Source organism: Flavobacterium sp. SH_e (assembly GCF_025717045.1).
Lineage (GTDB): Bacteria > Bacteroidota > Bacteroidia > Flavobacteriales > Flavobacteriaceae > Flavobacterium.
In genome coordinates this window covers 203325-217386 of record NZ_JAOVZN010000006.1, presented here as the reverse complement: position 1 = coordinate 217386, position 14062 = coordinate 203325, and the positions used below count along the sequence as shown (strand labels likewise).

Annotated in this window: 14 protein-coding genes; 6 read left to right on the top strand and 8 right to left on the bottom strand. The window is 32.6% G+C overall.

Features of this window, described 5'->3' with window-relative positions; genetic code table 11:
• Positions 1-26: 26 nt before the first annotated feature.
• From OD917_RS11800 to OD917_RS11790, 3 genes are all read right to left on the bottom strand, one after another.
• On the bottom strand, positions 27-347 hold the full coding sequence (locus OD917_RS11800; protein ID WP_263523720.1) for a hypothetical protein: 321 nt from the start codon (positions 345-347) through the stop codon (positions 27-29).
• Positions 348-622: 275 nt separating this feature from the next.
• Positions 623-1381: a DUF2185 domain-containing protein gene (locus tag OD917_RS11795; RefSeq protein ID WP_263523719.1), complete on the bottom strand. Its 759-nt coding sequence runs from the start codon at positions 1379-1381 to the stop codon at positions 623-625.
• A 119-nt stretch (positions 1382-1500) separates the two neighbouring features.
• A complete protein-coding gene (locus OD917_RS11790) occupies positions 1501-2472 on the bottom strand; it encodes an SPOR domain-containing protein (protein ID WP_263523718.1) in 972 nt (323 codons plus the stop codon).
• A gap of 237 nt (positions 2473-2709) precedes the next feature.
• Here OD917_RS11790 and dprA point away from each other — a divergent pair, with 237 nt between their 5' ends.
• Positions 2710-3810: a DNA-processing protein DprA gene (gene dprA, locus OD917_RS11785; RefSeq protein WP_263523717.1), complete on the top strand. Its 1101-nt coding sequence runs from the start codon at positions 2710-2712 to the stop codon at positions 3808-3810.
• Between the two features lie 249 nt (positions 3811-4059).
• On the opposite strand, the gene trpS is transcribed toward dprA, so the two are convergent.
• Positions 4060-5034 carry a tryptophan--tRNA ligase gene (gene trpS, locus OD917_RS11780; RefSeq protein WP_263523716.1) on the bottom strand — a complete coding sequence of 325 codons (975 nt, stop codon included), beginning with the start codon at positions 5032-5034 and terminating at the stop codon, positions 4060-4062.
• A gap of 174 nt (positions 5035-5208) precedes the next feature.
• Between trpS and OD917_RS11775 the strand changes: the two genes are divergently transcribed.
• Entirely contained in the window at positions 5209-5949 is a 741-nt protein-coding gene (locus tag OD917_RS11775; RefSeq protein WP_263523715.1) for a lysophospholipid acyltransferase family protein, read from the top strand.
• Between the two features lie 567 nt (positions 5950-6516).
• Here OD917_RS11775 and recA read toward each other — a convergent pair.
• The 4 genes from recA to OD917_RS11755 form a co-directional block, all read right to left on the bottom strand.
• Positions 6517-7524 carry a recombinase RecA gene (recA, locus tag OD917_RS11770; RefSeq protein ID WP_111284245.1) on the bottom strand — a complete coding sequence of 336 codons (1008 nt, stop codon included), beginning with the start codon at positions 7522-7524 and terminating at the stop codon, positions 6517-6519.
• Positions 7525-7668: 144 nt separating this feature from the next.
• Complete coding sequence (locus OD917_RS11765; RefSeq protein WP_095930181.1) at positions 7669-8178, bottom strand: acyl-CoA thioesterase; 510 nt, start codon at positions 8176-8178, stop codon at positions 7669-7671.
• A gap of 33 nt (positions 8179-8211) precedes the next feature.
• A complete protein-coding gene (locus OD917_RS11760; protein WP_184158858.1) occupies positions 8212-8595 on the bottom strand; it encodes a DoxX family protein in 384 nt (127 codons plus the stop codon).
• A gap of 7 nt (positions 8596-8602) precedes the next feature.
• Positions 8603-9751 carry an ATP-binding protein gene (locus OD917_RS11755; RefSeq protein ID WP_263523714.1) on the bottom strand — a complete coding sequence of 383 codons (1149 nt, stop codon included), beginning with the start codon at positions 9749-9751 and terminating at the stop codon, positions 8603-8605.
• Between the two features lie 435 nt (positions 9752-10186).
• On the opposite strand from OD917_RS11755, the gene OD917_RS11750 reads away from it, so the two are divergent.
• The 4 genes from OD917_RS11750 to sprC all read left to right on the top strand — a co-directional run bounded on the left by OD917_RS11750 (position 10187) and on the right by sprC (position 14061).
• A complete protein-coding gene (locus tag OD917_RS11750) occupies positions 10187-10639 on the top strand; it encodes a hypothetical protein (protein WP_263523713.1) in 453 nt (150 codons plus the stop codon).
• Between the two features lie 187 nt (positions 10640-10826).
• Complete coding sequence (locus OD917_RS11745) at positions 10827-12119, top strand: hypothetical protein (RefSeq protein WP_263523712.1); 1293 nt, start codon at positions 10827-10829, stop codon at positions 12117-12119.
• Between the two features lie 104 nt (positions 12120-12223).
• Entirely contained in the window at positions 12224-12631 is a 408-nt protein-coding gene (locus OD917_RS11740; protein WP_263523711.1) for a hypothetical protein, read from the top strand.
• On the top strand, positions 12628-14061 hold the full coding sequence (gene sprC, locus OD917_RS11735; protein WP_263523710.1) for a gliding motility protein SprC: 1434 nt from the start codon (positions 12628-12630) through the stop codon (positions 14059-14061). The genes OD917_RS11740 and sprC overlap by 4 nt, the downstream gene beginning before the upstream one ends.
• The last annotated feature ends 1 nt before the right edge of the window (position 14062 follow it).

The following is a 14062-nucleotide window of genomic DNA, read 5'->3' as shown; positions in this document are numbered from 1 at the left end:
ATTCATTTTGAAATAGGCCTTTTTATTTATATGGCTGACATTGCTTTTTCTAGCTCTTTTTCCTGTGTAATCTGATTAAGTTTCAGTTTCTGAATATTGACTTCATTTTCTTTGGTTTTAATTCTCTGTTTTTGAATTTCTTCTTCAGAAATCGAAGTTGTCGTTATTTTGTTTTCAATTTTCTGATTAGCAAGTTGGAGCTTTTCAATTTTCTCTTTTGTAGCTTTCAAATTGCTATCAGACTTAGAAAGATTCTTCTTTTTAGTTTCCAAATCTTTTTGTTCTTTTTTCAGCTGATAGATTCTGTCTTCCAACATTTTATAATTGTCCTTCAAATTTTTTTGCATTTGAAGTTCAGTTTGTTGTCGCTCCAATTCTTGAAATGTGTTTGTAGTTTGCTGGGCAAAAAAAGATTGGGAACTTAGTAATAGTAAGAACACTAGTGTTGTAAAAAGTTTATCCATAATGTTTTAAATTTTTGAGGCTAATTTATTTGAAGGAATGATCAAAGATTGCCATTGAAATTTTTTAAAATAACAGAATAGGACAAAAAAAATTATTTGCTGAAAGAAGTTGATTCATATTAAAAAGTTTTATGTGGAACATTTTTATTTACAATATTTTAGATCTTGAAACTAATATTTTTCCAAGTAGAAATTGCCCAATCTAAATCACTTTCTTCGTCAAAATAAAATGCTGTTTGTATTACTTCTTGATCTACTATAGAAAAACTCATAATCAAATTGTAGATTTTGTCATCATTGTTTTCTTCAATTAAATACCCAATTCTAAATACTTCAGAATCAGAAAATTCAAACTGTTGTAATGTTTTAGATTTTGATTGATCTCTATTTTCAACGTTTTTTTTATATTTTTCAAAAAGCATTTCTCTATTTAAATCAGAATTCCAAATTGAAATTCTAATAGACTTATCCCCAGTTGTATAATATAAAGTTCCATCTTCTTCTATAGTTCTTTCGAAAAGATTATTAATCTTAAATGACCATTCTTTTGTCAAACGGTTAGTTATCATATAATCATCTTCCAAATCAAAATCGGTGACTTTGTACCAATCGGAATTGTCTTCGGTTCTTTCGTAGACAGAACCAACTCCTTTCAATAAAATATTTTCTAGCGAAGGATCAATTTTTAGAATTGTGGACGGATTATATATTCCAATATTATTTGGATCTTCAGTATATTCCTCAGATTCAAAACCTGTAAAAATTCTCCAGCCACTATCTTCAGGACGAGTTCTTTTTTCTCTATATAGAAAACAAGGTTTAATGTTTTGATCCACAATCATTTTGGAAACCATAAGCCCCCCAATCGATGAAAATTTTTCGAAATTATTTTCGCTAGACTTTTTAATGTAATTCATTGTTTGTTATAAATTGCAAAACTAGATGCTAATAATTTATTTACGAGGAAGTTTAAGCTTTAAAAATAACAGAATAGGACAAAAAAAATCCCGTTCGATAAGAACAGGATTTTTTGATTTTATAGATTTTCGACCAGAATCCAAGCATCAGGATTTTCGCCTTTTTGTATTTCTTTTTGAGCTTTTTCTGCTTCTTGCATTGTAGCGTAACTTCCGTATAAAACAGGGAATAAGCCATGTTTGTTTTCTTTTAACATTCTGGCTTTGAAACCATCTTTGATAAGTTGATCATAAGCTTTTCTTGCATTTTGTTCACTTCTAAAAGCACCCGCCATAATGTGATACGGCATTGTTACTTCGGCAGTTTCTACTTTAGCAGAATCGACAGAAAGTGTTACAGCTGGAAGTGGACTTTTGATAAAGAAAGTAGCTTCTTGGATTTTGTTTTGTACTTTTTTCTGAACGGCCTGTTCTACAACAAGTGTTTGATTATCAATTTGATTTTGGTATAAAGGATAGCCAATACTTCCTGTAATTCCAAGACCTAAGACTAAAATTGCGGCATATCTCAAGAATGGATTTGAAGATTTTGTTTCTTCTTCATTTTCATATAACAAAACAGCATCTTTTTCTTTTGCTGCGATTTTTTCGATTTTTTTCTCGAAAGCTTCTTTTTTCACAATCGGCGAAACAAAAGGACTTAATCCAAAAGAAGTTGATAGATAATTTGTCTGATCGTTTGGCTTGAAAATAATATTGCTTTCAGAGTTTAAACGCAATTCTCCAATGTTCTTTAAAAGAATTACACCTTCCTCTTCCAATGTTTTTTTCCAGTTCAAAACCTCAAAAGCAATTGCACTTACAGCAAAACCGTAAGATGTTTTTTCAGCCTGTGCAATATGATTTGCCAACAATCCGTCGTTATTTTTGATACGGCTGTTGAAAGAGATGGTTTTTTTTGGAGGAAAAAACGAATTAGTGCTTTCATTCAACTGTGCTGAATGAGTTTCGGTTAAAAATGCACCAAATCCTGGAACCGTTACACATTGATAACGGTACAATAACTGTGAGATATATTCTTCGATTTTCATGATAACAAAGTTAGGCAACGGCTATAGTTATCAAAATTTTATTCACAATTTTTATTAACAATTCAGAATTATTTTTAGACAATTAGTTTTCAGTTAATTACAATTCAATTTTATTGAGGTCTTTGATGAAGTACAATTTTATTCTTTAATTTTATTAAGAATTTACTTTGTTTTATTGATATTTGCGCTTCGAAAAAGGAAAATTATTTTTTCTATTTTACATAATGTTAAAAAGATATGAACGATCAGGATTTGTTTAGTTTACTTGCCTTGCTAAAAGTTGATGGAGTGGGAGATATTTTGGGTAAAAAATTACTCAGTTCTTTTGGATCTGCAACGGAGATTTTTAAAGCTAAAAATACACAATTAGCAGCTGTTGACGGGATTGGATCTATTTTATTAAAAAATCTGAAAGACAAAACCATTTTTGAAAAGGCTGATAAAGAGCTTTCTTTTATAAAAAATAACAATATCCAAGTTTCTTTTTTTCAGGATGAAAGTTATCCTGAACGGCTCAAACATTGTTTCGATGCGCCAATTTTGATTTTTACTGCTGGAAATCTTGATTTCAAAAAAAAGAAAATGATTAGCATTGTTGGTACGCGCCAGATTACTTCTTACGGAACTGATTTCTGTAGAAAACTGATTGAAGATCTTGCTCCACTAGATCCCGTAATCGTCAGCGGATTTGCGTATGGAGTTGATATCGTTGCGCATCAAGCTGCAATGGATCATAACTTGCAGACTGTAGGTGTTTTGGCTCATGGATTAAATCAGATTTATCCGCGTACTCACAAAAAGCACATGGCAAAAATGGAAGAAAACGGCGGATTTATAACGGAGTTTTGGAGCGATTCGAATCCTGATAAAGAGAAGTTTGTGCGTCGAAATAGAATTGTTGCCGGAATGACTGAAGCTACTATTGTGATTGAATCTGCTGATAAAGGAGGTTCGTTGATCACAGCAAATATGGCTAACGAATATAATCGTGATGTTTTTGCAGTGCCCGGAAGAGTGTCAGATAAGTATAGTCAGGGTTGTAATAATTTGATTAAAACGCAGAAGGCAAATTTGTTGACAAGTGCTGCTGATCTGGTTTATATGTTGAATTGGGATATTAAAGAAAAACCAAAGAATGTTCAGAAGCAGCTTTTCGTGGAACTTGATTCTGACGAACAAAAGATCTACGATTTTCTGCAAAAGAATGGAAAAGAATTACTCGATATCATTGCAATTGAATGTGAAATTCCTATTTTCAAACTTTCTGCTTTTTTGATAAATATGGAATTGAAAGGTATAATTAGGCCACTTCCAGGAAAACTTTTTGAGTCAATTTAACGCAGAAAATCTTATATTATTTTCTTGTGAAATGCTTATACAATCGGTACAAAATATAAATAAGCAAGAGCCCGAAAACTATGTTTAGGATTTGAAATAGGTATGGTGGAATATTATAATCTTCAATATACTTGTCCATCTTTTTATGTTTAAAAGATTAATATACTTGAAGTTACAAAAAAGAATTGTAAAAGAAAAACGCTGACCAATTTTACAAATGATCAGCGTTTTTAAATATCGGTTTTAAAATTATTTTTGAAATCCTAACACTTCTCTAACTTTTGCTAAAACACCATCAGCAATAATAGAAGCTTTTACCGCGCCTTTTTTCAACAAAGCGTCAACTTCTTCAAGGTTGTTGATGTAGTAGTTATATTTTTCTCTTTCTGTTTTAAATTTTTCTATAATCAATTCAAACAAAGCTTGTTTAGCGTGACCGTAACCATAATTTCCGCCTAAATAATTAGCTCTCATTTGTGCAATTTGCTCTTCGTTTGCCAACAAAGAATAAATAGCAAAAGCATTGCAAGTATCTGGATTTTTAGGAGCTTCAAGGGGAGTACTGTCTGTTTCAATACTCATTACTTGTTTGCGTAAGGTCTTGTCATCCAAGAATATATTGATGATATTATTAGCAGATTTACTCATTTTTCCTCCGTTTGTTCCAGGAATCAACATAATGTTTTCCTGAATTTTAGCTTCAGGAAGAACAAAAGTTTCTCCCATTTGGTGATTGAAACGTGCCGCAACATCGCGAGTGATTTCTAAATGCTGTAACTGATCTTTTCCAACAGGAACAAATTCAGCATCGTACAATAAAATGTCTGCAGCCATTAACATCGGATAAGTAAAAAGTCCAGCGTTAACATCGTCTAAGCGATCAGCTTTATCTTTGAAAGAATGTGCCAAAGTCAATCTTTGAAATGGAAAAAAACAGCTTAAATACCAAGTCAATTCAGTAGTTTGAACCACATCAGACTGTCTGTAAAAGGTCACTTTTTCAGGATTTAAACCGCAAGCAAGCCAAGCTGCAGCAGTACTATAAGTGTTTTCTCTTAAAGTTTTTCCGTCTTTAATCTGAGTAATTGAATGCAAATCGGCAATAAACAAATAAGATTCATTTGTTGGATCGTTTGATAATTCGATTGCCGGAATAATTGCGCCTAATAAATTTCCTAAATGTGGTGTTCCTGTACTTTGAACACCAGTAAGTATTTTTGCCATTCTCTTTTTTTCTGAAATGCAAATGTCGTAATGTTTTTTTTAACTACAAAGTTTGTAGTTTTTTAACGCAAAGAGCACAAAGGGNNCCCTTTGTGCTCTTTGCGTTAGAAAAACCTTGCACTTAGAAAAAAAATCTTGATTAAAATTTATTTCTGTTTTCTTACTTTTGAAACTATGAAAATATTTAAAATTGCTTTTTGGATTCTTTGGCGCGTTTGGTTTTACGTCTTAATGGCGATTCCGATAATTATTATGCTGCCATTTTTATTGATTTCTATTCTTTCAGAAAAAGGTTATCCCTATTTTTTTAAAATGGCTCGCATTTGGGCTAAATTTATCCTTTTCGGAATGGGCTTTTATTATAGCGTAAAACGCGAACAGAAGCTCATTAAAGGCAAAAGTTATATGATCGTGGCCAATCATACCTCAATGACCGATATTATGCTTATGCTGGCTTTAATTAAAAACCCTTTTGTATTTGTTGGAAAGAAGGAGCTAGTGAAGATTCCGCTATTTGGATTTTTTTATAAGAGAACTTGTATTTTGGTTGACAGAAGTTCATCAAAAAGCAAAAATGAAGTTTTTAAACGAGCCCAAAGTCGTTTAAATCAAGGTTTAAGTATTTGCATTTTTCCTGAAGGCGGAGTTCCAGATGACGAAAGTATTTTGCTGGACGAATTTAAAGATGGCGCTTTTAGATTAGCAATAGATCATCAGATTCCCATTGTTCCGATTATTTTTCCTGATAACAAAGAACGTTTTTCATACACATTCATGAGTGGAAGTCCTGGGAAAATGCGCGCTAGAATTTTGCCTTTTATAGAAACGAAAGGCTTGACGATTGACCATAGAAAAGAGCTAAGAGATCAAGTTAGAGATATAATTTACAAAGGTTTAATTGACTTTCAAAATTAAACAGTAAAACATTATGTAAAATACAAAAGCCGGTAGATTTAATCAATCTACCGGCTTTTCTTTGAATTAAAAACCCCCTATTTTTATTCAAAATATTATCTGTGAATTATCTTTTCTGAAATAAAACGCAATACTTTTTTAAATCTTAATTTGGTTTTTCTTCGGTTTTTATTGTACAACAATTCTATTTTTTCTTTCATGGTTAAAAATATTAATGGTTGATAATAAAGAGTTTAGGTAATAACTCAAGTTAACGTCATAATATTATGGATGAAGAAAAGTAAAAAAGGTTGCGTCAAAAAATGAAAAAAATGAAAAATTTGATAAAAAACCCGCTAGATAAATGATCTAGCGGATTTCTAATGTTTAAATAACCAACCAATGTAAATTCTAAAAAAAACCTGCAAATTGATATTGGCATGTATCAATTATAAAACCGCTTTTTTTAATAGATGAACCTTTTTAGAAAAGGTTGCGTCATAATTTCATTTTTATTTTTAGAGCCAAAAAAAGCCGAGGATTACAAAAATCAATCGGCTTTTTAATAGTCTTTTTTTGACTTATTTCTTAAGCATTCGCTAATTCTTTCATGTGTTCTTTAATTTTAATTTCCAGTTCTTCAGCTAGTTCTGGATTATCTTTAATTAAAGCTTTAACAGCATCACGTCCTTGACCTAATTTTGTATCGCCATAGCTAAACCAAGATCCTGCCTTTTTAACGATGTCAAATTCAACAGCTAAATCTAAAATTTCACCCGTTTTAGAAACTCCTTCTCCGTACATAATGTCGAATTCTGCAGTTTTAAATGGCGGTGCAACTTTGTTTTTAACGATTTTTACTTTAGTTCTGTTTCCGATTACGTTCTCACCGTCTTTAATTTGAGCAGAACGACGAATATCTAAACGTACAGAAGCGTAAAATTTAAGTGCATTACCCCCAGTTGTAGTTTCTGGATTTCCGAACATAACACCAATTTTTTCACGAAGCTGGTTGATAAAGAAAACCGTACAATTTGTCTTGCTGATAGTTCCAGTAAGTTTTCTCAACGCTTGAGACATTAAACGCGCGTGAAGACCCATTTTAGAATCTCCCATTTCACCTTCGATTTCACTTTTTGGAGTTAAAGCAGCAACAGAGTCAATTACAACGATGTCTATAGCTCCAGAACGAATTAAGTTTTCGGCAATTTCTAAAGCTTGTTCTCCGTTGTCTGGTTGAGAGATAATTAAGTTTTCAATATCAACATTTAATTTCTCAGCATAGTTTCTATCAAATGCATGCTCCGCATCTATAAAAGCGGCGATACCACCAGCTTTTTGCGCTTCAGCAATAGCGTGAAGTGTTAAGGTAGTTTTTCCAGAAGATTCTGGACCATATATTTCAATAATTCTTCCTTTTGGATATCCATTTACCCCAAGAGCTAAGTCAACACCTAGTGAGCCAGAAGAAATCGTTTCTACTTCTACAATGGCTCTATCGCCCATTTTCATTACGGTTCCTTTTCCGTAGGTTTTGTCAAGTTTATCAAGCGTTAGTTGTAGCGCTTTTAATTTGGCTTCTTTGTCTGAACTCATTTTTTTCTAAATATCTAAATTATTATTTTGTCTTTCTGGATAAAAATAAGAAAATTCTTCCATATTTTAATAGTATATATTTTCAATTTGTAAAATTACTTCTTTTTCTGAAGTTTGATTGTTCCAAATTGTCACAAATTTGATCTATAAAAATAATGCCTTTAATTCTGTTGCATCAGAAGGTTTTATTTTACCAGCAAGCAGTAAACTCAATTGTTTACGACGTAGCGCAGCATCAAATCGCTGGATTTCTAGTTCTGTTTCTGGAATAATTGCCGGAACTTCAACTGGTCTCCCCGTGTCATCAACAGCAACGAAAGTATAAATCGCTTCATTAGCTTTTGTTCTGTTTCCAGATTCGCGGTCTTCTACCCAAACGTCAATAAAAACTTCCATCGAACTTTTGAAAGATCTTGAAACTTTTGCTTCTACGGTTACAACGCTTCCAAGCGAAATTGCTCTGTTAAAAGCAACGTGATTTACAGAAGCCGTCACTACAATTCGGCGCGAATGTCTACGGGCTGCAATACTTGCCGCGCGATCCATTCTGGCTAATAACTCACCGCCAAAAAGATTGTTTAAAGGATTTGTTTCGCTCGGTAAAACTAAATCAGTTAAAATAGTTAAGGATTCTGAAGGATGTTTTGGATTCATTTTTTTTATCTAAAAATTTAAATTTTGTATTGGTTAATTTAACCAATAAACAGCCATTACGGCTGGTATGAAATATATAACAATGGTTCTCGCACCATCATAATCTTTTGCAAGTCTTTGCCCGAAAAGCATCATTAACAAACAGATACAAGAAAATATTGCTCCGTAAAAACCAAATTCTCTCCCGTTATTTGTTAAAAGCTGAATGCCTCCGACAACACATAAAATTCCTGAAATTAATTCTAAAATCAACAAATGTAAGAGAGCAAGTGGAACTTGATTTTTTAAAGGCGTTTTTGCAAAATGTTCTTTTAGCCAAGCTACATTATCTTTCCAATAAAAAATTTTTTCGTAACCTGATTGTAAGAAGGTTAAAGCTAAAAAAGCCAAAAGCAAAATGGAGGCAACATTGTTCATTTGAAATTTATTTTTTATGAATTAAACGAGTTAATTTGATGGATAAATCGGTTAAAATTATTTTTGCATTTCCGTTTCTTTCAATGTGATACATAGCATCTGAAAGTTCTTTGAAAATTTCATGAATGTTATTTCCATTTACAAACGGAGCAAAATTTTCCAGTTTGAATTTATCCACTTTTGGTTCAATGTAAACTAAACTTGGGGCTTGATAATTTAGCATCAAAGCTTGACGGAACATTTCGATGCAATACTGAATAAATTTTTTCTGGCTTTCGCGTCCCAGCGCAGCAATTTGCTCACTCCAGGAAATTAAATCTTGAATAGCAGCGGCGTTTCCTTTTGCTCTAAAAGCGGCGCGAACCCAATTGACAAACCATTGCTCAAAAGGAAATTCATCATCGTCTTCTTTTAACAAATGCAAGGCTTTATTAAAATTTCCTTGCGCTTGATGCGCTATCTTTTTAGCTAAATTCAAATCGATATTTTCTTTGGCAACTAATGTTTCTGCGATTACTTTTTCTGGAAGTCCGTTAAAGTGAATTACCTGACATCGTGAACGTATGGTTTGAATAATATCTTCTTCATTTTCAGAAATCAAAATAAACATAGTTTTTTCTGAAGGTTCTTCTAAAAGTTTCAAAAGTTTATTGGATGCAGCGATATTCATTTTATCGGCCATCCATATAATCATAATTTTGTAACCACCTTCGTAAGATTTCAGCGCAAGCGATTTTAAGACTTCCTGCGCATCTTCAACACGAATTTCTCCTTGCTTGTTTTGCACACCGAGAATTTTGTACCAATCGAATAATCCTCCGTAAGGCATTTCCTGAATAAAACTCCGCCAGTCCTGAATAAAATCTAGACTTTTCGGTTTTGTTTTTACATCTTCGGTTGTAACGGTTGGATAAATAAAATGCAGATCGGGATGTGAGATATTATCAAACTTTAGATTGCAAGAATCATTTCCGTTTGAATTTTCGTCGCCAGTATTGCTACATAAAATATATTGGGCATAGGCAATGGCGGTAATTAATGTGCCGCTTCCTTCCGGACCAACGAATAATTGTGCGTGAGGAATTCTACCAGAAGCAGCACTTTTTATCAAGTGGCTTTTGATGTAATCTTGACCTAAAATTTGAGAAAATTGCATGGAACAAAGATAGAAGAAAATGATATAGTCAAAAATTTTCCAGATAAGATTATTTCGCAGGTATATTTTTGAAATTTAGAAACTGATTTCTGAAAATTTTTAAGATGATTTTCGACAGAATTTTGTTAATAAATATCGTCAAGTGAGTAAATATCAAGATGTTTTTGTTAATATTTTTTTTCAAAAATCGACAAACGTAAGTTTTTTTTTATTATTTACAGTTAGAAATTTTCTTTTTTTATGGCGAATATCCTACGTTTAAGACGTTAACATTTTTAACAAAAAGCACGTTAAAACGCACATTTTCTCGACATAACGCTGGTTTTTAAGGTTTTTTTAAGAAAATATTTTGAAAAAAAAATCCATTAGAGTTGTTAATTAAGTTAATTTCTATATTTTTGTTTTTATCAACAACCAATTATAAAATAAGAATCTATGAAAGGGAAAATTATTCTATTTAGTGCTTTTTTTATCTTAACTACAGCGGCTGTTTCAGCACAAGCTAAAAACGCACCAAGAAGTATTATTAGTACAACTGCGCTTATCCGAAAATACCATGATCAAAAAGAATTGAGTGGTATGCAAAAAGGAGAACTTTTGGAATTATACATTGAGCGTATTAAAGTTTTGGTAAAAACTCTCCCTTACATCGCTTTGGTTACTAAACCGGGTGTTACTATGGCAGACTTAGGTATTCCAGACGATAGTGAACACAAAAAAGTTTTAGATGCTCAAGCAATCGGTACAACGACATTCTTAGATACGACAGTAGAGTTTCAGAGAAAGATGATGCCTTATTCTGATAAAGGAAATCTAATCGCTGCAATTTTGTTCTACGAAAGTACATTGAAATCATTACACGAGTTCAACGACTTGAACGAAATGTAATAAAGCCAAATTTTTTAAAATCTTTTTTAAAGGGTTCGCGCAAGCAGATAAGGTTTGCGTAGTTTTTTAAAAAACAAAATAAAAAAATAACTCATTCTCGAAGGTTCTGAAAATTTCGGAAAATTCGAGAGGAGTTTTTTCGTTTACGCATACCCAAATTTATTATTAACCGTAATACCCCCTTATCATGAAAAAAATTACTCAATTAATCTGCGTTCTTTTGACAGTTACGAGTATGAGTGCTCAACAAGAGAAAGGAATTATGGGCTACACCAATTGGTTAAACAACTGGACTGAGTTTAAGCCTAACAAAGTTGACTATGGAGAAGCAAACCAAATTTTGGCAGGAAACATTTCTGTTAATACTAAATTGCTTAAAAGAAATATTTACGTTTTACAAGGAAACGTTTATGTTACAAACAATGCTGTTTTAACTATCGAACCTGGAACAGTAATTATTGGTGACTTCGAAACTAAAGGAGCGTTGGTAGTTACTAAAGGTGCACAATTAATCGCTGACGGTTTAGAAACAGATCCAATTGTATTTACTTCAAACCGAAGCATGAAAAAAGCTGGAGATTGGGGTGGAATCGTAATCCTTGGAGATGCACCTATTAATAAATTTGGAAATGTAGGTTCTTATAACCTAGATCTTGATCCAACTATGACTACTTACGGTGGAGACAACGTAGCTTCAAACTCTGGAATCTTAAGATTCGTGAGAATCGAGTTTGCTGGTAAAAAAGTAAAAGGATCAGATACTTTCAATGGTTTAACTCTTGCAGGTGTTGGAAACAAAACAGTTTTGGAAAACATTATGGTTAGCTACGCTGGAGGAGATTCTTTCGGAATGTTAGGTGGTGACATAAATGCTACAAAATTCGTTTCTTATAAATCAGTTAACGACGACTTTAAATTTAATCAAGGAGTTCAATGTCGTTTCTTTAACTCTTTAGCAGTTAGATCTTCTTATTTCTCAAGTACTAAAGACGGATCTCGTTGTATGGAGGTTAGATCTTTTGACAAGAAAAGTGAAACAGATTTCACTAAAAAACAAACTTTAGTTGTTGCAAGTAATATTACAATGGTTAATGACAGCGAAAACATTAATGCTGACATTCAAGCAGGTTTAGTAAAAGAGGCTGTGTATGTAGCTGAAAATGCTTCTCTTGAAATGAAAAGAAGTGTGATCTCTGGATTCAACCCTGCAGTATTATTAGACAGCAAAACTGAAATCAATGATGCCAACCTTAAAAAAATCAAATTTGAGGAAATGTATTTCAACTTATGTAAAGGAAACATCTTTACTGAATACAATTCTAACAACGAAGATTTAGAAAGCTGGTATGGAAACAGTGTTTTCTTTAACGTTTACTCACAAAGTGATAACAAAGAAACATTCATTGATATCTTCAATCCAAAAAAACCAGATTTTAGATTACAATTAGGAAAAATCACGGCTTCAAGCGGTAATAGATAAATAGTTTCGATTTTTATTTCCCACGGCGTAAATTTTATTAATAAAGTCCCCAGACACAATTTATGTATCGTCTATAAAGGACCCCAAATAAAGATCAAGACATAATGGTATCTACGAAAAAATATTTTTTATATATAATATTTTTGGTTTCGCCTGTATCGTTAACTCTATATGCACAGGACACAGCAGAAAATCCTACTAAGGCTGCTGTTTCTGAGTGTGGTTTAACTTTGGCTAATATTAACCAAAATGATAATAGTGCTGTTGTTGAAAACAATGGCAAGACAAGTAATTTAAATCAGTTTATAGTAGGGATGTCCAACCCCAAGGACAGCCTTACTATAGCAGCTGAGTCAAATGCTGTATCTAACTGTGAAGAGAATTCATCATTTGCTGCAACTTCAATTCTTGCAAAAGACATAATTGAAAATTACAAATATGATTTTTCTGAAACTTTCATAGATATCTTGTTTTTTGAGCGTATAGATCTAGCAAGAAAACGCACTATATGATTCAAAAAATTACTTTATCTTTTACCAAATTATTACTTTTATTTAGCATTTTATTCTTTGCTAAATCGAGTACCTATGCCCAAACGATAGTTCCTCAAACATTTGATGGCCTAGAAAAACTTTGTGCTGGTAACTCGTTCAATGAATTCTATGCGACCTTTAGTTATATAGATTTTCCCGCAGGTACGACGTTCGTAGTTGAGCTTTCAGATGCTGCGGGAAATTTTACTTCTCCTGTTGCTACAACGTTACTTCAAACAATAGACGTTTCTGCAACCCAACAAACAATTAAATATGCGGTTCCAACAGATTTAGTTGGTTCAGATATTTATAGTCTAAGAGTTAAGAGTTCTACTGGAGTTTCTAGTACGAGATTTAAAAACTCTTTAGGAAACACTTCTTTCCCTGCATATTTTAAACAATTTGAAGGCTCATTTTTTATTAATAACAAAAGTGATGTTGCTATGCTTTGTTCTGGTGGCAGTTTAACGCTTAGTATTAGTACTGAAGATCCTTCGCCAGCATCTATCGCAAGTATTAAATACAAATGGTACAAAGATGATGTTCTAATTGCGGGACAAAGCTCTAAAGAGTTAGTAGTAAATAGTACAGGAAAGTATTATGCAGAAATCGATTATGGCCAATGTTCTGATGTGAACTTTAGTTCTAATCGTGTTAACGTTACTTCGTCAAGCAGTGGGTCGGCGGTCACAATAGACTCAAGTTTAGGAAACCCATTTTGCGCAAGCGGAACGGGAACGGTTTTAACTGCAACTTCAGGAAATAGTTATGTTTGGAAAAAAGATGGTGTAATAATTACTGGCGCTACAACTCGTACTTATTCTACTAATGAATCTGGAGTTTATTCTGTAGAAGTAGATTTTGGAGGATGTAAAGCTATAGGAAGTATTGATCTTCAAAGCAACAGTTTTGAGGCTACAATAGATGCTCAAGATGGATATAAATTGAGCGAAGGCGAGACTATTACTGTTACTGTTACAACAGATGCTACCGGTGCTACTTATGAGTGGTATTTGAATAATAATTTGATTTCTGGACAAACAGCAAATTCTTATGTTATTTCTGTAAAAGGGAATTATAAAGTAATAATTTCTCAAGCATCTGGCTGTATAGCTAGTAAAGAGTTTTCATTTAGAATTAATGGTGATTCTACTCCTTCAGGAGTTATTCCAAACATTATTAAATTAAGCGGGATGAATCCATATTGGAATATTCCTGACGAATATAAAAATGCAACTACAAAAGTAATTATCATTAGTTCAAACGGTGACAAGGTCTTAGATGTAGTAAATTATCAAGGCGATTGGCCTCAAAACAATATAGATTTTAAAAATGTAAATCCAGTTTATTACTATGTCATTCAATCGGATACAGGTGAAAAAAAAGGATCAATAACTGTGATAAAATAAT